At 61.3% G+C, this 21213-nt stretch carries 19 protein-coding genes; all 19 read left to right on the top strand.

Annotated features, from left to right (window positions below; genetic code table 11):
* Positions 1 to 75: 75 nt before the first annotated feature.
* The 19 genes from J7655_RS08540 to J7655_RS08630 all read left to right on the top strand — a co-directional run bounded on the left by J7655_RS08540 (position 76) and on the right by J7655_RS08630 (position 21211).
* Positions 76 to 522 (top strand): acyl-CoA thioesterase, encoded by a 447-nt coding sequence (locus tag J7655_RS08540; protein ID WP_147810736.1) that lies wholly within the window; start codon positions 76 to 78, stop codon positions 520 to 522.
* Between the two features lie 326 nt (positions 523 to 848).
* The gene (locus tag J7655_RS08545) at positions 849 to 1799 is read left to right on the top strand and encodes a tRNA dihydrouridine synthase (RefSeq protein WP_230927384.1); all 951 of its coding nucleotides are present in this window, start codon (positions 849 to 851) and stop codon (positions 1797 to 1799) included.
* A 285-nt stretch (positions 1800 to 2084) separates the two neighbouring features.
* A complete protein-coding gene (gene flgB, locus J7655_RS08550) occupies positions 2085 to 2492 on the top strand; it encodes a flagellar basal body rod protein FlgB (protein ID WP_230927385.1) in 408 nt (135 codons plus the stop codon).
* 11 nt (positions 2493 to 2503) lie between these two features.
* Positions 2504 to 2947, top strand: a complete 444-nt coding sequence (gene flgC, locus J7655_RS08555; RefSeq protein ID WP_230927386.1) for a flagellar basal body rod protein FlgC — start codon at positions 2504 to 2506, stop codon at positions 2945 to 2947.
* 19 nt (positions 2948 to 2966) lie between these two features.
* Positions 2967 to 3632 carry a flagellar hook assembly protein FlgD gene (flgD, locus tag J7655_RS08560; RefSeq protein WP_230927387.1) on the top strand — a complete coding sequence of 222 codons (666 nt, stop codon included), beginning with the start codon at positions 2967 to 2969 and terminating at the stop codon, positions 3630 to 3632.
* A 36-nt stretch (positions 3633 to 3668) separates the two neighbouring features.
* The gene (gene flgE, locus J7655_RS08565; RefSeq protein ID WP_230927388.1) at positions 3669 to 5039 is read left to right on the top strand and encodes a flagellar hook protein FlgE; all 1371 of its coding nucleotides are present in this window, start codon (positions 3669 to 3671) and stop codon (positions 5037 to 5039) included.
* Between the two features lie 213 nt (positions 5040 to 5252).
* Positions 5253 to 5993: a flagellar basal body rod protein FlgF gene (locus tag J7655_RS08570; protein ID WP_230927389.1), complete on the top strand. Its 741-nt coding sequence runs from the start codon at positions 5253 to 5255 to the stop codon at positions 5991 to 5993.
* A gap of 46 nt (positions 5994 to 6039) precedes the next feature.
* Positions 6040 to 6825, top strand: a complete 786-nt coding sequence (flgG, locus tag J7655_RS08575) for a flagellar basal-body rod protein FlgG (protein ID WP_230927390.1) — start codon at positions 6040 to 6042, stop codon at positions 6823 to 6825.
* A gap of 38 nt (positions 6826 to 6863) precedes the next feature.
* Positions 6864 to 7586, top strand: coding sequence for a flagellar basal body L-ring protein FlgH (flgH, locus tag J7655_RS08580; RefSeq protein WP_230927391.1), 723 nt, complete (start codon positions 6864 to 6866; stop codon positions 7584 to 7586).
* Between the two features lie 16 nt (positions 7587 to 7602).
* Complete coding sequence (locus J7655_RS08585) at positions 7603 to 8922, top strand: flagellar basal body P-ring protein FlgI (RefSeq protein ID WP_230927392.1); 1320 nt, start codon at positions 7603 to 7605, stop codon at positions 8920 to 8922.
* 13 nt (positions 8923 to 8935) lie between these two features.
* A complete protein-coding gene (gene flgJ, locus J7655_RS08590) occupies positions 8936 to 10114 on the top strand; it encodes a flagellar assembly peptidoglycan hydrolase FlgJ (protein ID WP_230927393.1) in 1179 nt (392 codons plus the stop codon).
* 8 nt (positions 10115 to 10122) lie between these two features.
* Positions 10123 to 12168, top strand: coding sequence for a flagellar hook-associated protein FlgK (flgK, locus tag J7655_RS08595; RefSeq protein ID WP_230927394.1), 2046 nt, complete (start codon positions 10123 to 10125; stop codon positions 12166 to 12168).
* 74 nt (positions 12169 to 12242) lie between these two features.
* The gene (locus J7655_RS08600) at positions 12243 to 13925 is read left to right on the top strand and encodes a flagellar hook-associated protein 3 (RefSeq protein ID WP_230927395.1); all 1683 of its coding nucleotides are present in this window, start codon (positions 12243 to 12245) and stop codon (positions 13923 to 13925) included.
* A gap of 185 nt (positions 13926 to 14110) precedes the next feature.
* Entirely contained in the window at positions 14111 to 14881 is a 771-nt protein-coding gene (gene rfbF, locus J7655_RS08605; protein ID WP_230927396.1) for a glucose-1-phosphate cytidylyltransferase, read from the top strand.
* Positions 14872 to 15939 carry a CDP-glucose 4,6-dehydratase gene (gene rfbG / locus J7655_RS08610; protein WP_230927397.1) on the top strand — a complete coding sequence of 356 codons (1068 nt, stop codon included), beginning with the start codon at positions 14872 to 14874 and terminating at the stop codon, positions 15937 to 15939. The genes rfbF and rfbG overlap by 10 nt, the downstream gene beginning before the upstream one ends.
* Positions 15932 to 17254, top strand: coding sequence for a lipopolysaccharide biosynthesis protein RfbH (rfbH, locus tag J7655_RS08615; protein WP_230927398.1), 1323 nt, complete (start codon positions 15932 to 15934; stop codon positions 17252 to 17254). The genes rfbG and rfbH overlap by 8 nt, the downstream gene beginning before the upstream one ends.
* Positions 17254 to 17946 carry a sugar phosphate nucleotidyltransferase gene (locus J7655_RS08620; protein ID WP_230927399.1) on the top strand — a complete coding sequence of 231 codons (693 nt, stop codon included), beginning with the start codon at positions 17254 to 17256 and terminating at the stop codon, positions 17944 to 17946. Before rfbH ends, J7655_RS08620 begins: the two co-directional genes overlap by 1 nt.
* Positions 17943 to 19307, top strand: a complete 1365-nt coding sequence (locus J7655_RS08625) for a GHMP family kinase ATP-binding protein (RefSeq protein WP_230927400.1) — start codon at positions 17943 to 17945, stop codon at positions 19305 to 19307. Before J7655_RS08620 ends, J7655_RS08625 begins: the two co-directional genes overlap by 4 nt.
* On the top strand, positions 19304 to 21211 hold the full coding sequence (locus J7655_RS08630; RefSeq protein ID WP_230927401.1) for an N-acetylneuraminate synthase family protein: 1908 nt from the start codon (positions 19304 to 19306) through the stop codon (positions 21209 to 21211). The genes J7655_RS08625 and J7655_RS08630 overlap by 4 nt, the downstream gene beginning before the upstream one ends.
* The last annotated feature ends 2 nt before the right edge of the window (positions 21212 to 21213 follow it).

The following is a 21213-nucleotide window of genomic DNA, read 5'->3' on the forward strand; positions in this document are numbered from 1 at the left end:
GCGGCGTATGCTAACGGCCCTCATGTTCGGGGCGGCCCGGCCTGAAGCATGATCGGTAAATCTGGAGAAATAGCCATGCAGTGGGAATTGCCCAGCCCGTTCGTCATCGATATCGAGGTGAGCGCCGAGGACATCGATGGCCTTGGCCATGCCAACAACGCCGTATACGTCAGTTGGTTGGAGCGCTGCGCCTGGCGTCATTCGCAGTTTCTGGGGCTGGATCTGGTCGAGTATCGCCGTCTCGACCGGGCCATGGCCGTAGTGCGCCATGAGATCGATTATCTGGCCAGTGCCTATGAAGGGCAGCAACTGCAGATGGCTACCTGGATCGTCGAGTCGGACCAGCGTTTGAAGATGGATCGGCGTTTTCAACTGGTGCGCCCGGAAGACGGTGCAACCTTGCTGCGTGCCAGAACCACCTTCGTGTGTATCGAGCTGTCCAGTGGTCGCCCCAAGCGCATGCCGCCGGAGTTCGTCGAGGGCTATGGCAAGGCGCTGATGCCGCCTTATTCGCAGTTGTAAGGCGGCTCAATCGGTCAGTGGCGCGAGAAAGACCTGCTGCCCTCCGATCGTCACCGCAAAAATGGCAGGTTTCACCGGGGCGCAATAACACCGATTGCGTGACAGCCGATCCGCTACCGGCGCAATAGCCATCGGGCGACATGGCCGTGGTGAAGCTTCGTTCGCCGTTGGTCAGATCCAGGCAGGTGTGCACGCCAGGGCTGAGCCTGGCAAGTATGCTCCGGCACATGGTCAGGCCTCTATTTTGGCGTCTGTAGCCGTGTCGGCGATCTTGCGCGGCGCGTGCGACCCCTTAAACTGTGCGCCCCATTTATCCGGACAAGCTCATGCAAATCGCCCTGGCGCCCATGGAGGGGCTGGTCGACGATATTCTGCGCGACGTACTGACCCGTATTGGCGGCATCGATTGGTGCGTCACCGAGTTCATCCGTGTCAGCGAGCGATTGTTGCCGGCAGCCACCTACCACAAGCTCGCCCCCGAGTTGTTCAACGGCTCGCGCACGCGCGCTGGTACGCCCATGCGTGTGCAGTTCCTGGGTTCCGATCCAAGGTGCCTGGCCGACAACGCTGCTTTTGCCTGCACGCTCGGCGCGCCGGTGATCGATCTCAACTTCGGCTGCCCGGCCAAGACGGTGAACAAATCGCGCGGTGGTGCGGTGCTGCTCAAGGAACCGGAGCTGCTGCATGCCATCGTTCGTGAAGTGCGCCGTACGGTGCCGGCCGAGATTCCGGTAACGGCGAAGATGCGCCTGGGCTTCGAAGGCAAGGAGGGTGCACTGGATTGCGCGCGGGCACTGGCCGAGGGTGGGGCGAGCCAGATCGTCGTGCACGCGCGCACCAAGGTCGAAGGCTACAAGCCGCCGGCGCACTGGGAATGGGTGGCGCGGGTGCAGGATGTCGTCAGCGTGCCGGTGTTCGCCAATGGCGAAGTGTGGACGCTGGACGATTGGCGTCGCTGCCGTGAGATCAGTGGTGTGGATGACATCATGCTGGGGCGTGGGCTGGTGTCGCGTCCCGGTTTGGCCCGGCAGGTCGCCGCAGTCCGGGCGGGCGTGGAGCCTGAGGATATGAGCTGGGCAGAGCTGCAGCCTCTGTTGCTCGATTTCTGGCAGCAGGCGCGGCGCAAGCTGGCTCCGCGCTATGCGCCGGGGCGCCTGAAGCAATGGCTGGCCATGCTGACCCGAACCTACCCGGAGGCGGTGGCGCTGTTCGCCGAAGTTCGCCGCGAGCAGGATTGCGAGCGTATCGACCGCCTGCTCGCCGCATCTGCCCGGTAGCGTCGCCTTCTTGCGCGTCTCGCCTGCTGCGAGTGATCAACGGTAGAAATAGCCTTCAGGCAGGCCCTTGTTCAGGGGTAGGGCTTGCGCGCTGCAGGCGGCAATTGGCCGGACTGGCCTTGCCGCTTGTTTGCCTGAGGGCGGTAAGTCCTTGCCGCTTTGCCCTTCTGTTTGCCTGGATTAATCACTAATCAGTTGATTTATATGTGATTTTTTATATGGCACAGCCTTTGCTTTATCTCTGGCAACAGTGATCAGACGGCCCCTGCGGCAAAGGTTCAGAGCATGAGCATCAACTTCGGTAGAGCACTCGGTATCCATGAACAGGCTCTCGGTTTCCGCGCCCAGCGCGCCGAGGTGCTGGCCAACAATATCGCCAATGCCGATACGCCTAACTACAAGGCGCGTGATCTCGACTTTGCCAGCGTGCTGGCCGCCGAAAGCGCGCGTCAGCAGCGTGGCCCGGTATCGCTGAACCGTACCGACAGCCGTCATATCGCCGCCGACGGTGTACTCAGTGGCGAGGCCGAGCTGCCTTACCGCACGCCGTTCCATGCCTCGCTGGATCAGAACACCGTCGACCTGCAGATCGAGCAGTCGAACTACGCCGAGAACGCGGTGCAGTTCCAGGCCAGTTTTACCTTTCTCAACAGCAAATTCAAAGGGCTGACTGCAGCCCTGCGCGGCGAATAAGGAGTCAGGCCATGTCCCTTGCCAGTGTTTTCAATATCGCCGGAACCGGCATGAGTGCCCAGAGCACGCGTCTCAATACCATTTCCAGCAACATCGCCAATGCCGAGACCGTGTCGTCGAGTCTTGAGCAGACCTATCGCGCCCGTCATCCGGTATTCGCCACCGTGTTTCAGCAAGCGCAGGGTGGTGACCGGGGTTCGCTGTTCGCCGAGCAGGACGAGGCCGGGCGTGGTGTTCAGGTGCTGGGCGTGATCGAGGATCAGAGCAGCCTGATGCCGCGCTATGAGCCGGATCACCCGATGGCCAACGGCGATGGCTACGTTTACTACCCGAACGTCAACGTGGTCGAGGAAATGGCCGACATGATCTCTGCCAGCCGTGCCTTTCAGACCAACGTGGAAATGATGAATACCGCCAAACAGATGCTGCAGCGCGTGCTGACCCTGGGTCAGTAACGTATCGAGGAGACGAGGGATGAGCACAGTAAGCGGCACGAGTTCGGTACTCGATCAGTACCAGATCAAGCAGGAAACCACTCAGAAAAAGGAGCTTGGCAAGAACGAGTTCCTCAACCTGCTGGTGGCGCAGTTGAATAACCAGAACCCGCTGGAGCCGCAGGGCAACGGTGAGTTCATTGCTCAGTTGGCGCAGTTCAGTCAGGTAGAGGGGATCGAGAAGCTCAATACCAGCATGGGCTCGATGCTTTCCAGCTTCCAGTCTTCGCAGGCGTTGCAGGCCTCTTCATTGGTCGGGCGCAAGGTCATCATCCCGAGCGACAAGGCGGTAGTCGACACCAGCGAGAGCTTCAAGGCCAGCACCGTGCTGCCGGTGAGCAGTAGCAACGTGTACGTCAATGTCTACAACAACGCCGGTGCACTGGTTAACCGGGTCAATCTGGGTGAGCAGGCGGCGGGGAATGTCAGCTTCATCTGGGACGGCAAGGACTCCAGCGGAAACGTGGCACCGCCGGGCACCTACAAATTCGAGGCGCAGGCGACCTACGGCAGTGAAACCAAGGCGCTGTACACCATGCTGCCGGCCAACGTCGACAGCGTCACCCTGGGCGGCAATGAGCTGATGCTCAACCTGGCCGGCCTGGGCAGTGTTCCGCTTTCCCAAGTGCAGGTCATCGGCCAGTAATTATTGCCGCCGGGCGTTCCGGCAAAGGAGTCTTCCATGTCGTTCAATATTGGTCTCAGTGGTCTGCGTGCCGCGACCAGCGACCTCAACGTTACCGGTAATAACATTGCCAACGCCGGGACTGCCGGCTTCAAGCAGTCGCGTGCCGAGTTCGCCGATGTCTATGCGGCCTCCGTATTGGGTACCGGCAAGAATGCGCAGGGCAGCGGCGTGTTGCTGGCGGACGTATCGCAGCTGTTCAACCAGGGCAATATCAACTACACCAACAACGCCCTGGACCTGGCGATCAACGGTAATGGCTTTTTCGTGACCAGCAACAACGGAGAGATTGGTTATACCCGTGCTGGTTACTTCGGCACTGATCGCGACGGCTACCTGGTCAATAATTTCGGTTACCGCCTGCAGGGCTATGCAGCGGATGAAAGTGGCAACATCTTGCCGGTTCAGGCTGATCTGCGAGTCAGCTCTGGCCAGCAAGAGCCCAGGGCGACCACGACAGTCACTCAGGTGACCAACCTCAACTCCAACGCCGTACGTCCGGTCAATGCCGGGCCTGCAGCAGCTCCTACGTTTGACCCTAGCGATTCGCGGTCTTTCAACTGGTCTACTTCGACCAACATTTACGATACCCAGGGCAATGCCCATGTGATGACTCAGTATTTCGTCAAGAACGAAGCACCGGCCAATAATGGCTGGGTCATGCATGTGCTGATCGATGGCGTCAATCCACGGGAACCCAGCAGCACCCAGCCGTTCAGTTATGCGGTGAACTACGATGCATCAGGGCAGTTGGCCACGCCAGCGATCACGCCTTTGGCGAGCACGCCTCCCAACGCGGCCCTTGATGCGCCTTTAATCCCTGCCTTGACACCTAACGGCATCTTTGCGCTGGCGGATACCGATTGGATCCCTGCTGAGGAAGACCCTCTGAATCCCGGTACCCTGGTGCCCAACGGCGCTGACAGCGAGTCCTTCACGTTCGACATGCGCGGTTCGACCCAGTATGCGGCGTCTTTCGGTGTCAATGCTGTCAGTCAGGATGGCTATACCACCGGGCAACTGGCCGGTATCGAGATCGATGACACCGGCGTGATCTTCGCCCGTTACACCAATGGCCAGTCCAAGGTGCAGGGGCAGGTGCTGCTGGCGAACTTTGCCAACGTCCAGGGTCTGACTCCGGTGGGCAAGACGGCCTGGGCGCAGTCGTTCGAGTCCGGTGAGCCGGTGATCGGTACGCCGCGTAGCAGTACGCTGGGTGCTCTGCAGGCCGGCGCGCTGGAGGATTCCAACGTCGAGCTGTCCGATCAACTGGTGAACCTGATCGTCGCCCAGCGTAACTATCAGGCCAACGCCAAGACCATCGAAACCGAAAGCGCCATTACCCAGACCATCATCAACCTGCGTTGATGATCCTCTGGAGAGACAAAGCGGCAAGCCTGGCTTGCCGCTTTGCCGTTTCGGGGGCGGCAAAACCCCGCCGTCGAGAGATTCGGATGCCCTTTCCGGGTCAATAAAAATTCTTTTAAATCAGTATCTTGTTGTTATTTTTCGTATGTGGCACAGGGCTTGCTTAATTGCTTGCAAAGAGCCAAGGGCGTGTCGCCCACTCGGAGAATGACCATGGACAAGATGCTGTACGTCGCCATGACCGGAGCGCAGAACAACACCCTGGGTCTGCGCGCCCATGCCAACAACCTGGCGAACGTTTCCACCTCGGGTTTTCGTCGTGATTTCGAGCAGGCGCGGTCCATGCCGCTGTTCGGTGAAACCTTTCCGGCGCGTGTGTTCGCCATGAGTGAACGGCCGGCTACTGACTTTCGTTCGGGTTCGCTGCAGGAAACCGGGCGTGATCTGGATGTGGCCGTCGGTGGCAAGGGCTGGATCGCCGTGCAGGCGCCCGATGGCAGCGAAGCCTATGTGCGTACCGCCAGCCTGAATATCGACGCGCTGGGTGTGCTGCGCACCGGCAACGGTTTGCCGGTGATAGGCAATGCCGGGCCGATTGCCGTGCCACCGGAGCAAAAGGTGGAGATCGGCCAGGACGGCACCATCAGCATCCGTGCGCTGGGCGAAGACCCCAATGTGCTCGCCGAAGTCGATCGCATCAAGCTGGTCAACCCTGATCCCAAAAGCATGGAGAAGGGCACTGATGGCCTGATCCGCGTCAAAAGTCAGCCCGAGGTGGCGGCCGATGCCACTGTTCAGGTCACCTCCGGTTTTCTCGAGGCGAGCAATGTCAACGCCGTGGAAGAGATGACCGCGATGCTTTCCCTGTCCCGTCAGTTCGAGCTGTCGGTGAAGATGATGCGCACGGCTGAAGACAATTCGTCGGCCATGGCGCGGGTTTTGCAGATTAGCTAATTACCAGCACGCGGCGCCGTAAAACCGGCGCCCGAGGAGAAACGATATGCTTCCGGCACTGTGGGTCAGCAAGACCGGTTTGTCCGCTCAGGACATGAACCTGACCACCATTTCCAACAACCTGGCCAACGTCTCGACCACCGGCTTCAAGCGCGACCGTGCCGAGTTCGAGGATCTGCTGTATCAGATCCGTCGCCAGCCGGGTGGTCAGTCCACCCAGGACAGTCAGCTGCCCTCCGGCCTGCAGCTCGGCACGGGTGTGCGTGTGGTGGGGACGCAGAAGATCTTCACCGCCGGCAGTCTGCAAACCACCGAGCAGCCGCTGGACATGGCCGTCAATGGCCGTGGTTTCTTCCAGATTCTGCAGCCGGATGGCACCGTTTCCTACACCCGCGATGGCAGTTTCCACCTGAACTCCGATGGTCAGATCGTTACCTCTCAGGGGTTCGCCCTGGAGCCTGCCATCGTCCTGCCGGCTGAAGTACGTACCTTCACCGTGGGTGAGGACGGCACCGTGTCGGTCACCACTGCAGGTAACCCGCAGCCGCAAATCATCGGCAATATCCAGCTGGCTGACTTCGTCAACCCGGCAGGTCTCGAGGCCATCGGCAACAACCTGTTCCTCGAGACCGGTTCCAGTGGTGCGCCGCAGGTGGGAGCGCCAGGCCTGAACGGTCTGGGCACCACGCTGCAGAACACCCTGGAGAACTCCAACGTCAGCGTGGTGGAGGAGTTGGTGAACATGATCACCACCCAGCGCGCTTACGAAATGAACTCCAAGGTGATTTCCACCGCTGATCAGATGCTGTCCTTCGTGACGCAGAACCTCTGATTTATTGACTCTGTTGTGAACGCCGCGAGGTAGTGGTTATGAACCGGCAATTAGTGTGCTTCCCCCTGTTGGCTGGCTTGCTGCTCAGTAGCGGCTGCATGGCGCCGACAGCCAAGCCGGACGACCCTTATTACGCACCTGTATTGCCACGTACGCCGCTGCCGGCCGCGCAGAACAATGGTTCGATCTATCAGGCAGGCTTCGAGAACGGCCTGTATGACGACCGCAAGGCATTTCGTGTCGGCGACATCATCACTATCACGCTCAATGAGCGCACCCAGGCCAGCAAGAACGCCAACAGCAATCTGCAGAAAGACAGCAGCGCAAGTCTCGGTGCCCCCAATCTGTTCGGCATGGCGGTGAGCCCTGACAATCCGCTGCGAAGTCTTGGCGCCCTGGGCATGGGTAACCCCAATCTGAGTCTGGAAGCGAGCTGGGACGCCGAACGTGCGGCGAGCGGTTCCGGCCAGGCCGGGCAGAGCAACAGTCTGACCGGTTCGATCACCGTAACCGTCGCCGAGGTGCTGCCCAATGGCATTCTCGCCGTGCGCGGCGAAAAGTGGATGACCCTCAATACCGGTGACGAGCTGGTGCGTATTTCCGGTCTGGTGCGTGCCGACGATATCGCCACCGATAACACCGTGGCCTCCACCCGTATTGCCGATGCGCGCATCACGTATTCGGGCACTGGCGCCTTTGCCGATGCCAGTCAGCCGGGTTGGTTGAGCCGCTTCTTCCTCAGCCCGATGTGGCCGTTCTGATCTCGGGGTGTCGCAGATGAAAGCCTGGATGAATCAATCACCGTCCTTCTTGCTCGTGCAATGGTCCCGCTGGTGTGCGCGGCTGACAGCCGGTAGCTCGGCGCGCAAGGCCTTTGCCGTCACCTCGGCAGCCAAGCCGGCGGCGCGTGGGCGCGGGCGTGATGCAGCTCATGCCGGCGCATGCCGCCGACAGTTCGCGGTTGCGCATCGGGGCTACCGTCGTCGTGGTGCCAATGACTGGCTGTTGCTGGCGACCCTGCTCGGTTGCCTGCTGCTGAGCCTGCCGACTCAGGCCGAGCGTCTCAAGGATCTGGCCTCCATCCAGGGCGTGCGCAGTAACCAGTTGATTGGCTACGGCCTGGTGGTCGGTCTCAACGGTACCGGTGACCAGACCACCCAGACTCCGTTCACCGTACAGACTTTCAACAACATGCTGGCGCAGTTCGGCATCAAGGTGCCGCCAGGTGGCAACGTGCAGTTGAAGAACGTCGCGGCGGTGTCGGTGCATGCCGACCTGCCAGCGTTCGCCAAACCTGGCCAGACCATCGATATCACCATCTCATCCATCGGTAACGCCAAGAGCCTGCGTGGCGGCAGCCTGCTGATGACGCCGCTCAAGGGCATCGACGGCAACGTCTACGCCATTGCCCAGGGCAATCTGGTGGTCGGTGGCTTCGATGCCAGCGGCGCCGATGGTTCGCGTATCACCGTCAATGTGCCGTCTGCCGGTCGCATTCCGGGTGGCGCCACCGTTGAACGGCCGGTGCCGAGTGGTTTCGATCAGGGCAACTACCTGACCCTGAATCTCAATCGCCCGGATTTCACCACGGCGAAGAATATCGTCGACCAGATCAACGATCTGCTTGGCCCGGGTGTTGCGCAGGCTATCGATGGCGGTTCGATTCGCGTCAGCGCGCCGCTCGACCCGAATCAGCGCGTCGACTACCTGTCGATTCTCGAGAACCTGCAGGTCGAGGCCGGCAAGGCGGTGGCCAAGGTCATCATCAATTCGCGTACCGGCACCATCGTCATCGGCCAGGACGTCAAAGTGCAGCCTGCCGCCGTGACCCATGGCAGCCTGACCGTGACCATTACCGAAGACCCCATCGTCAGCCAGCCCGAGGCGCTGTCCGGTGGGCAGACGGCTGTGGTTCCGCGTTCGCGCGTCGGGGCAGAAGAAGAGGCCAAGCCGATGTTCAAGTTCGGCCCCGGCACCAGTCTCGACGAGATCGTCCGTGCGGTGAATCAGGTGGGCGCGGCACCTTCCGATCTGATGGCCATCCTGGAGGCGCTCAAGCAAGCCGGCGCCCTGCAGGCTGACCTGATCGTGATTTAAAGAGGTACAGCGTATGGACTCCCGACTCTCTGCAGGCCTGCTTGGTAACGGCAAGAGCCCCATCGACAGTGGCGCCTTCACGGATATCAATCGCCTTAACCAGTTCAAGGTGGGCGGCGATACCGAGCAGAACATCCGCAAGGTCGCGCAGGAGTTCGAATCCCTGTTCATGAACGAAATGCTCAAGGCCATGCGTTCGGCCAACGCCGCGTTCGGCGAGGGCAACTTCATGAACAGCAACGAGAGCAAGACCTACCAGGACATGCACGACCAGCAGTTGGCAGTGACGCTGTCCAAGGAAGGGCGCGGCATCGGCCTGGCCGACGTGCTGGTGCGGCAGATGTCGAAGATCAAGCAGCCGTCGAGCCGTCCCAACCCCTTCGCGCAGATCGAGCAGCCAGTGGCTGCAGTCAGCGAGTCGAAAGCCGACAAGGTCGCCAGCAACGAAGGTTTCCGGGATGACGTGGCGCTGCTCAACCGTCGCCGCCTGGCTGTGCCGGGGAAATTGGCCGACCGTCTATTGGCGGGCATTGTGCCGTCTGCTGCGGAGGGTAAGGCCCTGGCAGGTAATGACTGGATTCCGGCGCAGACCCATGCAGCACCCAAGGAGCAGGCGCTCAGTCTCGCCAACAGCGATGCGCTGACGGGCCGTCGTATCGCCCAGCCGCCATTGGCGCCGGGCAAGGCGGCGTTCAGCTCGCCGCAGGAATTTGTCGCCACCATGCTGCCGATGGCGGAGGCGGCTGCCGAAAAGATTGGCGTCGACCCACGTTACCTGGTGGCCCAGGCCGCCCTGGAAACGGGGTGGGGCAAGTCGATCATCCGCACCCGTGATGGCGATAGTAGTCACAACCTGTTCGGCATCAAGTCCCACGGTAGCTGGGAGGGTGAGTCGGCGCGCGTGCTGACCACCGAATACAAGGGCGGCAAGGCGGTCAAGGAGGCGGCCAGCTTCCGCGCCTATGACTCCTATGCACAGAGTTTCGACGATTACGTCAGCTTCCTGCAGAACAACGGTCGCTACGAAAAAGCCCTGAGCAGTACCGAGAATCCGGAGCGTTTCGTCAAGGAGCTGCAGCAGGCCGGTTACGCGACCGATCCGAACTACGCGCGCAAGATCTCGCAGATCGCGCGCAAGATGCAGACCTATCAGACCATCGCCGCTGCCGATGGCGCGACCACCAGGACGTGAGATGAAGCATGGCTGACCTACTGAATATCGGCCTGTCCGGCCTGTCGGCGAACAAGACGTCGCTGTCGGTCACCGGCCATAACATCGTCAACGTCAATACGCCTGGCTTCTCCCGGCAGGATACGATCCAGGCCACGCGTGCGCCGCAGTTCAGTGGCGCGGGCTATATCGGCTCGGGGACGACCCTGACGGATGTGCGTCGCATCTACAACGAGTTTCTCACCACTCAGGTGCGCAGCAGCACAGCGCTGAACGCCGATACGCAGTCTTACCTCAGCCAGATCAACCAACTCGACTCGCTGCTGGCGGGGAGTACGACGGGTGTTACGCCGGGGCTGCAAAAGCTGTTCAGTGCACTGCAGACCGCTGCCGAAGACCCGGCCAACGTTCCTGCGCGGCAATTGGTGTTGTCCGAGGCCGAGGGGTTGGCCAAGCGCTTCAATACCGTGTTTGATCGCCTGTTCGAGCAGAACAGTTTCATCAACAAGCAATTGTCGGCCGTGACCGATCAGGTCAACCAATTGGCGACGTCGGTTGCCGGTTACAACGATGCCATTGCCATTGCGTCAGCCAATGGCCAGGCGCCAAACGATCTGCTCGACGCGCGTGAAGAAGCGGTGCGCAAGCTGTCGGAGTTCGTGGGTGTGACCGTGGTGCCGCAGGACGACAACACCTACAACCTGTTCATCGGTTCCGGTCAGCCTCTGGTCGTGGGCAGCACGGCTGCCAGGCTGCAAATCACGCCTGGACTGTCCGACCCGTTACGCAGTGAAATTCAGTTTGTCAGCGGCAATTCGCAGCAGAACGTCACTTCGCTGATCACTGGGGGCGAGATGGGCGGCTTGCTGCGCTATCGCCAGGACGTGCTGGATGTCTCGATGAACGCAGTCGGGCGCCTGGCGTTGTCGGTTGCCGATCAGATCAACAGCCAGCTGGGGCAAGGGCTGGATCTTAACGGCCAGTTCGGCAACGAATTGTTCCGCCCACTCAATGATCCGCTGCTGCTCGCTCAGCGCAGCCTCGCACGGGTGGGTAACAGCGACCCCACGGCCAACCTCAATGTCAGCATCACCGATACGACGCAACTGACCACCAGTGATTACGAGGTGCAGTTCACCAGTGCCACCGAATACGTGGTACGCCGACAATCGGACGGCACCCTGTTCCCGCCAACGCCAGCCACCTTCGATATCACCACGGTGCCGGCACCGGAAATCGATGGCTTCAGCCTGGGCGTGGCGGCCGGTACATTCGCTGCCGGTGACCGCTTTCAGGTCATGCCGACGCGCAATGCCGGGCGTGACATTCGTGCCGACATGAAGAACCCTGAGGAGCTGGCGTTCGCCGCACCGCTGAAAGCTGAAACCAGCCCTGGCAATATCGGCACCGGCAAGATCAGCCAGCCGACGCTCAAGACCGAGATCGATATCTACGACCCGGCTGCCCAGGCCGATCTGGAAACCAGCCTGCGTAATGCGCCGCCGCTGCGTATCGTCATGGGCGCTGCAGGTGGCGCTACGCAGAGCTACAACGTGGTGGACATCAACGGCAACGTGATCAATACCGGCAATATCGTGCCTGGGCAGGATAATGCGTTGACCATCAGCGTGCCGGCCAACCCGCCAGGCATTCCGGCAGCGTTCGAGTATCAGGTCAGTATCAGTGGCCGGCCATCGGCGGGCGACAACTTTTCGATCTCGTTCAATACCAATGGGGTTTCCGATAACCGCAATGCCCTGAACCTGGTCAACCTGCAAAAGCAAGCGGTGATCGGCATCAACCCGGCTGCACCCGATACCACCGGCTCGAGCTTCTCCGATGCTTACGGCGATCTGGTCGAACGGGTTGGCACCCTGACCAGTCAGGCACGGGTAGATGGTCAGGCGACTTCGGCAATTCTCAAGCAGGCCACCGACAACCGTGATTCGATATCCGGGGTGAATCTGGACGAAGAAGCCGCCAAACTGATTCAGTTCGAGCAGTACTACCAGGCTTCCGCGCAGATCATTCAAGTTGCCCGTAACCTGTTCGATACCCTGATCAATACATTCTGATAGCCGCCTTTCCTTCAATGGCAGGGCGACGCCTGTAGCTCAAGCAGGCAACGTAAGAGGCAAGTCCAATGGTCATGCGCATCTCCTCCATCCAGGCGTTCAACAACGGGGTTTCCGGCCTCGGGCGTAACTATGCCAATGTGATTCGCACTCAAGAGCAGATCAGCAGTGGTAACCGTATCCTGACCCCGGCAGACGACCCGGTAGCCTCGGTGCGCCTGCTGCAGCTCGAGCAGCAGCAGTCGGTGCTCAAGCAGTACAGCGACAACCTCACTGCCGCCAAGAACAGCCTGTCTCAGGAAGAAACCACGCTCAAGTCGGTCGATACCGTGCTGCAGCGGGTGCGTGAACTGGCCGTACAGGCCGGTGGTGGCGCTTTGTCAGCAACTGACCGTAACTCCATTGCCAAGGAACTGGCTGAGCGTGAGGCCGAACTGCTCAACCTGATGAACAGCCGCAATGCCCGTGGTGAGTATCTGTTCGCCGGTAATCTGGGCAAGACCGAGCCTTTCGTGCGTAACCCGAACGGCACCTACTCCTATTTTGGTGACGAAGGTCAGCGCAGCCTGCAGGTGGCCAGCTCGACCAATGTGGCGATCAACGATAATGGCAAACGCCTGTTCGAGGATGTCACCAATGCCGATCGGGTGATCAACGCTGGCGGCGTCAACAATGCGGCACTGCCGACGCCGCCGCTGCCGGCGACTACCATCGCGGCCGTTCCCGAGGATGAGCAACGGGTATTCATGTCGCCCGGGCTGGTAGAGGACGAGCGCACCTTCAATGCCGACTTTCGCAATGGCGAGCCCTATTCACTGGCGTTCGTCAGTGGCACCGAATTTCGCATCTACGATGCCACGGGGGCTGATGTCACCTCGGAGATTCCCGGTGGTGGCAAGATCGATCCACTGGTCAGTGGTGGCAATGCCATCAACTTTCGTGGCATGCGCTTTCAGCTCGATGTAGCCCTCAAGGAAGGGGACAACGCACAGGATCTGGACAACCTGCTGGCCGATATCCAGCCGCCGGCCACGGCCGGTTCGCCTGGGCCCGGCACGCACAGCTTTACCTTGCAATCGGCGCCGACTGAATTCGCTGTGACCCGCTCCTCGACCAATGCCTCGGCGGCCGTGGTTGCCGGTGGCACCATCGTCAACCAGGCCACTTTCGACAGCCAGTTTCCGACCTCGGGCGTGGTGCTGCGCTTTACCGACGACAGCAACTACGAGGTTTATGCCCAGCCGGTTGGCCCCAACAGCACAGTGTTGGCCACGGGCACGGCTGCTGGGCCATATCCGTCGACGTTCAACGTCTATGGCGTGGAGTTCACCCTGTCCGGCCCAGCCAGTGCTGCCGGTGGCGACGAGTTTGGTGTACAGCCGCAATTTCAGGAGCAGCGCGGCATCCTCAACACCATCTCGCGCCTGCGCCAGGCGCTGGAATCCTCACCGACCTCGCCAGCCGGTAACCTGGCGGTGCGCAACGAAGTGGCCATCGCCCTGAAGAATCTCGATAACGGCATGGGCAACGTCTACGAGGTGCAGACCGAGATCGGCGCGCGTCTGGGGCTGATCGAGACCACCGGCATCGACAACGAAGATGTAACCCTGGTGAACAAATCCGTACAGGCCGAGTTGCGTGAGCTGGATTACGCTGAAGCATTGTCGCGTCTATCGTTCCAGACCATCGTGCTGGAGGCGGCTCAGCAGAGCTACGTGAAGATTGCCGGGCTGAATCTTTTCAATCAGTTACGTTAGTTTCCAGCCTAGCCGCCTTCCGCCCAAGGCTGTTACGCTCGCTACCGATGTGGCCGTATGATGTACGCCATGTCGCGTTCGCATTGGCCTTATCCTATGGTGCGGCATGCATTTTGCTCGATGGCTCATGCGAGTCGAGTAAGGTCAATGAATTGTCGGTCAGTACGGACGACCTGGGCGAATCTATGAAAACAGTCATTCTGGCCGGTGGGTTGGGTACGCGGATCAGCGAAGAGTCTCACCTGCGGCCCAAGCCGATGATCGAGATAGGCGGCAAGCCGATCATCTGGCACATCATGAAGATCTACTCCCATTACGGCATCAACGATTTCGTGATCTGCCTGGGCTATAAGGGCTATCTGATCAAGGAGTATTTCACCAACTACTTCCTGCATATGTCGGACGTGACCTTCGACATGGCGGAAAACCAGATGCACATTCACAACCGCCATGCCGAGCCGTGGCGTGTGACCCTGATCGATACGGGCGAGAGCACCGCCACAGGGGGGCGCCTCAAGCGCGTACGTGAGTACCTGGGTGACGAGACCTTCTGCCTGACCTACGGTGACGGCGTCGCCGACATCGACGTCCCGCAACTGATCGACTTCCATCGCAGTCACGGCAAGCTTGCGACTGTGACGGCCGTGCAGCCACCTGGCCGCTATGGTGCGCTGGACATACAGGGGCAGTGCGTTCAGGGGTTTCAGGAAAAACCGCAGGGTGATGGTGGCTGGATCAACGGCGGCTTCTTCGTGCTTGAGCCTGGTGTACTCGATTACATCGAAGGTGATGAAACCACCTGGGAATACGAACCGATGCGCCAATTGGCCGAGCAAGGCCAGCTTATGAGTCACCTGCATCGCGGCTTCTGGCAGCCGATGGACACCCTGCGTGACCGCGTGCAGCTCGAAGATCGCTGGAAGACCGGTCAGGCGGAGTGGCGTGTATGGCCATGAATGCGGCGTTCTGGGCGGGGCGTCGAGTTCTGTTGACCGGGCATACCGGCTTCAAGGGCGGCTGGCTGGCACTGTGGCTCAAGGAACTGGGCGCTGAGGTCTATGGTTATGCCTTGCCGGCGCTTGCTGAACCGTCGCTTTGGCAGGCTGCGCGCCTGGCCGAGCGTGTGCCTGGAACCCTGGCCGATATCCGAGACGCTCAGCGCATCGCCGAGGCCGTGGCGACGTTCCGCCCAGAAGTCGTCCTGCACCTGGCGGCCCAGCCATTGGTGCGTGAATCCTACCGCGCGCCTGCCGAAACCTACGCCACCAACGTCATGGGCACGGTCAATCTGCTGGAGGCACTGCGCCACTGCGGCAGCGTGCGCGCGGTGCTGGTGGTGACCAGCGACAAGTGCTATGAGAATCGCGAATGGCTCTGGCCGTACCGCGAAGGTGACGGTCTCGGTGGGCATGACCCTTACAGCAGCAGCAAGGCCTGTGTGGAGCTGCTGTGCGCCTCCTGGCGCGAATCGTTCCTGCGCGAGTCCGGCATCGCGCTGGCCACGGCCCGGGCCGGCAACGTGATCGGCGGTGGCGACTGGTCGGTCGATCGCCTGCTGCCCGATATCCTGCGTGCCTGGCAGGCCGGGCAGTCACTGACGCTGCGCTACCCGCAGGCCGTGCGCCCCTGGCAGCATGTGCTCGAACCGCTGCATGGCTATCTGTGCTTGGCGCAGGCGTTGGTCGAGCAGGGCGAGGCGGTGGCCTCGGCGTGGAATTTCGGCCCCGATAACGAGGGGCTGGTAAGCGTTGGCGAGCTGGTCGAGCGGCTCGCCCAGCGCTGGCCGGGTGAGGCGCGCTGGACGGTCGAGGCGAGTGGGCAACCGCACGAGGCGGGCCTGCTTGCGCTGGACTCCAGCCAGGCACGTGTTCGCCTGAACTGGCGCCCCCGCTGGACCTTGCAGCAGGCCATCGAACGAACCCTCGACTGGCACCAGGCCTGGCAGGCTGGCGAGGACATGCAGACATTCAGCCGCGCGCAGATCGCGGCCTATCAAGGCGAAATTCATGAGTGAACAGACGGCGCAAGCGCTGCGTCAGCAGATCGCCGAGCTGGTGGAGCGTTATGCCGAACTGCAACTGGCACCGACCGCCTTCGAGGCTGGCCGCGATGCTGTGCCACCGTCCGGCAAAGTGATCGGCGCCGGTGAGCTGAAAAACATGACCGAGGCCGTACTCGACGGCTGGCTGACCACCGGGCGCTTCAACGAGGCTTTCGAAAAGCGTCTGGCTCGCTATCTTGGGCGCCGCTGCGTGTTGACCACCAACTCCGGTTCCTCGGCCAATTTGCTGGCGTTCTCCGCGCTGACCTCGCCGCGTCTGGGCGAGCGGGCCATTCGCAAAGGCGATGAAGTGATTGGCGTGGCCGCTGGTTTTCCTACCACGGTCAACCCCATCCTGCAGTTCGGTGCGGTGCCGGTCTTCGTCGATATCGAACTGGGCACCTACAACATCGATCCGGCCTTGATCGAAGCGGCCATCGGGCCACGCACCAAGGCCATCATGCTAGCCCATACGCTGGGCAATCCGTTCAACCTCAAGGTCATCCGTGAACTCTGTGATCGCTATGACCTGTGGCTGATCGAGGATTGCTGCGACGCTCTCGGTTCGACCTACGAAGGTCGCCAGGTGGGCAGTTTCGGTGATATCGGCACGCTCAGTTTCTACCCGGCGCATCACATCACCATGGGCGAGGGCGGGGCGGTGTTCACTGACTCGCCACTGCTCAAACGCATCGTCGAGTCGTTCCGCGACTGGGGCCGTGACTGCTATTGCGCGCCGGGTGAGGACAATACCTGCGGCAAGCGCTTCTGCTGGCAACTGGGTGATTTGCCGGAAGGCTACGACCACAAGTACACCTACTCGCACCTGGGCTACAACCTGAAGATCACCGACATGCAGGCCGCCTGTGCGCTGGCGCAGATGGATCGCCTGGATGACTTCATCAAGGCGCGTAAGCGCAATTTTGCCTGGCTCAGTGAACGTCTGGCCGGCTGCGCCGAGCAACTGATCCTGCCGCAGGCCACGCCCGGCAGCGATCCCTCCTGGTTCGGTTTTCCGCTGACCATGCGTGATGGTTGTGGTGTCGAGCGTGTCGATCTGCTGCGTTATCTGGACGAGCAGCGGGTCGGTACGCGTCTGCTGTTTGCCGGCAACCTGACGCGCCAGCCCTATATGCAAAACCAGCAATATCGTGTGTCGGGTGAGCTGAAAGTCACCGACAAGGTGATGCGGGACACCTTCTGGATCGGTCTCTGGCCGGGGCTCTCCGAGGATCATCTGGAGCACGCCGCGCGCCATCTGGAAACCTATGTACGGAGGCTGCGCTGATGCGCGCCTACGTGCTCTGCGGTGGCTTCGGCACGCGTCTGCGCAGCGTAACGGACACGCAGAAGGCGCTGGTGCCGGTACATGGCGAGCCTTTCCTGGCGCGCGTGCTGCGGCAACTGGCGCGTGCCGGCGTCAGCGAAGCAGTACTCTGCGCGCATTACCGCGCCGAGCAGGTCGCTGAACAACTGGCAGCTCTGGCGCAGGATGCCGGGCTGCAATTGATCTTGGTGGTCGAACCCAGCCCCATGGGCACTGGCGGCGCGTTGCTCAATGCGCTGCGCGAGCAACCGCCACAGGGGCGGTATCTGGTGCTCAATGCCGACACCTTTGTCGATGCCGATGGTTACGCGCTGATGGTGCAAGGGCAGGGCAGCGCGCTGCTAGGTGTGCAGGTGGATGACCGCAGCCGTTTCGGCAGTCTTGAGGTCGATGCCGGTGGCCAGTTGCGTGCGCTGTTGGAGAAGGGCCGCGAAGGGCCGGGCCTGATCAATGCGGGCGTCTACGCTTTCACCCGTGAAACGTTCGTGAGCACAGCCGTGCGTGCCTGTTCGATGGAGCAGGAACTGTTGCCTGAGTTGCTGGCAGGCGAAGCTGTGAGCGTCATCGAGTACAGCGGTCGCTTCATCGATATCGGCACGCCGGAATCGCTTGAGCGCTATGCCAATGATTTTCGGATGGAACCTCAATCATGAGCCTGCTTGTGCAAACCCTCAGCATCCGCGAACAACAGAGCATCCTAGACGCCGTTGAATGCATCGAGGCTGGCGCCCTGCAGATCGCTTTCGTGGTGGACGATCACATGCGTCTGCTGGGCGTGGTCACCAACGGCGACGTGCGCCGCCACTTGCTGCAGGGCGGCAAGACGGACGAGCCGGTGACCGCCTGCATGAATGAGGAATTTCGTTCTGTGCGCATTGGCGCGCCGCGTGAGGATCTGCTCAAGACCTTCGACCTGGGGTACATCGCTTTGCCAGGTCTGGATGAGCAGGGCCGCCTGGTGGAGGTGTACACCCGGCAGATGGCTGCCAGCGCCGAGGTGCCCGTGCTGGCCCGTGCCCGTGCCCCCGTGCGCATGAGTTTCTGTGGTGGTGGCGCAGACCTCACCTATTTCTTCATCGATCACTCGGCGGCCGTGCTCAGTTGCACCGTCGGTCTGTATGCCCATGCCACGCTGATCCCGCGTGATGATGGGCGCATCAGCATCTACGCCGAGGATCTTGGCCGCGAAGAGCACTACAACTCCCTGGCCGAGTTGCTGGTCGCGCCGGAGAAGAGCCTGCTGGCCACCATCGTTGCAGTGATCAAGCCCAAGTACGGTTTTGATCTGTACCTGCGTTCGGACTTTCCCGTGGGCTCTGGCCTGGGTGGCTCATCGGCGGCGACTACCGCGACCATCGCCGTATTCAACGAGCTGCGTCAGGATCGCTGGAACACCTACGAGATCGCCGAGCTGGCGTTCCAGGCCGAGCGCCTGTGTTTCGGTATCGCCGGTGGCTGGCAGGATCAGTACGCCTCGGCCTTCGGCGGTTTCAACCTGATCGAGTTCGAGAACCAGCGCAATCTCGTCCATCCCATTCGCCTGGAAGACGCCATCCGCAACGAACTGGAGTCCTGCCTGGTGCTGTGCGACACCGGCATCTCCCATGACTCCGGGCGCCTGCACGAATTGCAACGCGAGGAAATCGCGGCCGAGCTGTCGCAAACCGAACTGCTCAGCGCCAGCGTGACCCTGTGCCGGCGCATGCACCACTTCCTCATTCGCGGCGAGCTCAAAGCCTTCGGCACCTGCCTAGACGAAGCCTGGCAATTGAAGAAACGCTTTTCCTCGGCCATCAGTGATGGCCGACTCGACGACATCTATGCAGCCGCCCTTGCTGCCGGAGCCTGTGGCGGCAAGCTGCTGGGCGCTGGCGGCGGCGGCTTCTTCCTGTTTTACGTCCAACCCCAGCATCGCCAACGCGTGTTCAACGCCGTCGGCGCGTTGGGCTGTCAGACCCAGAACTTCCGCTTCGAATCAAGCGGCGTGACCTCATGGCGAACAAAAATCCAATGACCTCATTTCATATCGATGGCTTCCCGCTTGGCGGCGAGCGTGTCTACGTCATCGCCGAAGTCGGCAATAACCACAACGGTTCGCTGGCGCTGGCTCGGCAACTGGTCGATGCCGCCATCGAAGCCGGTGCCGATTGCGTCAAGTTCCAGTTGCGCAATCGCGAGGCGCTTTACCGGCGCAAAGCCGATGGCTCGCGCGCCGAGGATCTGGGCGTCGAGTACATTCAGGATCTGCTGGATAAGGTGGAACTCAGCCTCGAAGAACACCGTGAGGTGCGCGCCTATTGCGCGCAGAAAGGCATCACCTACCTGTGCACGCCCTGGGACGAACCCAGCGTTGACGCGCTGGCCAGCTTCGATGTCGCGGCGTTGAAGATCGCCTCGGCGGATCTATGCAACCCTTACCTGATCGCCAAGGCGGCCAGCCTGGGCAAGCCGCTGATCCTGTCCACTGGCATGTCTTTCGAACATGAGATCGTGCGCGCTATCGAGCAGCTCAAGGTGCTTGGCACGCCGTTCGCCCTGCTGCATTGCAACAGCGCTTATCCGGCGCCCGAGTCGGATATCCAGCTCGGTTATCTGCGGCGCTTGCAGGAGCTGCATGGCCTGATTGGCTATTCCGGCCACGAGCGTGGCATCGCCATTACCCTAGGTGCGGTGGCGCTGGGCGCCAAGCTGGTGGAGCGCCACATCACGCTGGATCGCGGGATGGAGGGGCCGGATCACCTGGCCAGCCTGGAGCCGGGCGAGTTCCGCCAACTGGTCGACGGCATCCGCCAACTGGAGCTGGCCTTGCCCTGGCAAGGGCCGGGTCGCCATGCCAGCCAGGGCGAACTGCTCAACCGTGAAAACCTCGGCAAGAGCGTGATCGCTGCGTGCGATATCGCCCGTGGCACCGTGATGGAAGCGTCGATGCTGCGTATCGCCAGCCCTGGCCAGGGCCTGCCGCCGTATCGTTTGCCGGAGCTGCTGGGCAAACCGGCCGGGCGCGATATCGCTCTGGGCGATTTCCTTTTCGACAGCGACCTTAACGAGCAACAGACCGAGGAGAAATTGTCGTTCGAATTGCCGATCCGCTGGGGTGTACCCGTGCGCTATCACGACTTCCTCGACTACCGCCGACGGATCAGCCCGAACCTGTTCGAGTTCCATCTGTCCTATCGTGACCTCAGCCTCAAGCCGCAGCCGTTTCTCGCCGAGGTCGACTGTTCGCGCCTGGTGGTGCACGCGCCGGAGCTGTTCGAGAACAGCGAACTACTGGATCTGGCCTCGGACGACCGGGCCTATCGCCAGCGCTCGATCGACAACCTGCAACGGGTAGTGGACGCCACCCTGCAGATTGGTGAGTTTTTCCCCAAAGCCGATGCGCGGCTGATCGTCGCCAATATTGGGGGGTTCTCCGCCGACGAACCGCGCCCGCTGGTTATGCGCCCTGAACTCTACGAGCGCTTCCACGAAGCCTGCCGCCAGGTGGACTTCGCCGGCACCGAACTGATCCCGCAAAACATGGCGCCGTTCCCCTGGCACTTCGGCGGTCAGCGCCACCAGAACATCTTCATGATGCCCGAGGAACTGGCCGCCCAAGCGCGCGAGCACGGTCTGCGCCTATGCCTGGATCTGTCGCACCTGCAAATGACCTGCTTCCACTTCGGTCTCGATTTCCAGCAAGCGCTGGCTCTGCTGCTGCCGCACTCGGCGCACCTGCATGTGGCCGATGCCAAGGGCACCAATGGCGAAGGCGTGCTGATGGGCACCGGCGATATCGACTGGCCGGCCACCTGGGCGCAGCTTCGCCAGCACTCTGAGGTGAGCTTCATCCCCGAGGTCTGGCAGGGGCACAAGGATCATGGTGCCGGCTTCTGGTCGGCGTTGGACTTTCTGATGGGCCTGGAGGGGCGTGACTGATG

The sequence above is a fragment of the Pseudomonas wenzhouensis genome, from assembly GCF_021029445.1.
GTDB lineage: Bacteria > Pseudomonadota > Gammaproteobacteria > Pseudomonadales > Pseudomonadaceae > Aquipseudomonas > Aquipseudomonas wenzhouensis.

What these genes read in the sequence shown, in the direction of transcription:
- J7655_RS08540 (WP_147810736.1), top strand. Translation starts at nt 76, where the DNA reads ATGCAGTGGGAATTGCCCAGCCCGTTCGTCATCGATATCGAGGTGAGC.
- J7655_RS08545 (WP_230927384.1), top strand. Translation starts at nt 849, where the DNA reads ATGCAAATCGCCCTGGCGCCCATGGAGGGGCTGGTCGACGATATTCTG.
- flgB (WP_230927385.1), top strand. Translation starts at nt 2,085, where the DNA reads ATGAGCATCAACTTCGGTAGAGCACTCGGTATCCATGAACAGGCTCTC.
- flgC (WP_230927386.1), top strand. Translation starts at nt 2,504, where the DNA reads ATGTCCCTTGCCAGTGTTTTCAATATCGCCGGAACCGGCATGAGTGCC.
- flgD (WP_230927387.1), top strand. Translation starts at nt 2,967, where the DNA reads ATGAGCACAGTAAGCGGCACGAGTTCGGTACTCGATCAGTACCAGATC.
- flgE (WP_230927388.1), top strand. Translation starts at nt 3,669, where the DNA reads ATGTCGTTCAATATTGGTCTCAGTGGTCTGCGTGCCGCGACCAGCGAC.
- J7655_RS08570 (WP_230927389.1), top strand. Translation starts at nt 5,253, where the DNA reads ATGGACAAGATGCTGTACGTCGCCATGACCGGAGCGCAGAACAACACC.
- flgG (WP_230927390.1), top strand. Translation starts at nt 6,040, where the DNA reads ATGCTTCCGGCACTGTGGGTCAGCAAGACCGGTTTGTCCGCTCAGGAC.
- flgH (WP_230927391.1), top strand. Translation starts at nt 6,864, where the DNA reads ATGAACCGGCAATTAGTGTGCTTCCCCCTGTTGGCTGGCTTGCTGCTC.
- J7655_RS08585 (WP_230927392.1), top strand. Translation starts at nt 7,603, where the DNA reads ATGAAAGCCTGGATGAATCAATCACCGTCCTTCTTGCTCGTGCAATGG.
- flgJ (WP_230927393.1), top strand. Translation starts at nt 8,936, where the DNA reads ATGGACTCCCGACTCTCTGCAGGCCTGCTTGGTAACGGCAAGAGCCCC.
- flgK (WP_230927394.1), top strand. Translation starts at nt 10,123, where the DNA reads ATGGCTGACCTACTGAATATCGGCCTGTCCGGCCTGTCGGCGAACAAG.
- J7655_RS08600 (WP_230927395.1), top strand. Translation starts at nt 12,243, where the DNA reads ATGCGCATCTCCTCCATCCAGGCGTTCAACAACGGGGTTTCCGGCCTC.
- rfbF (WP_230927396.1), top strand. Translation starts at nt 14,111, where the DNA reads ATGAAAACAGTCATTCTGGCCGGTGGGTTGGGTACGCGGATCAGCGAA.
- rfbG (WP_230927397.1), top strand. Translation starts at nt 14,872, where the DNA reads ATGGCCATGAATGCGGCGTTCTGGGCGGGGCGTCGAGTTCTGTTGACC.
- rfbH (WP_230927398.1), top strand. Translation starts at nt 15,932, where the DNA reads ATGAGTGAACAGACGGCGCAAGCGCTGCGTCAGCAGATCGCCGAGCTG.
- J7655_RS08620 (WP_230927399.1), top strand. Translation starts at nt 17,254, where the DNA reads ATGCGCGCCTACGTGCTCTGCGGTGGCTTCGGCACGCGTCTGCGCAGC.
- J7655_RS08625 (WP_230927400.1), top strand. Translation starts at nt 17,943, where the DNA reads ATGAGCCTGCTTGTGCAAACCCTCAGCATCCGCGAACAACAGAGCATC.
- J7655_RS08630 (WP_230927401.1), top strand. Translation starts at nt 19,304, where the DNA reads ATGACCTCATTTCATATCGATGGCTTCCCGCTTGGCGGCGAGCGTGTC.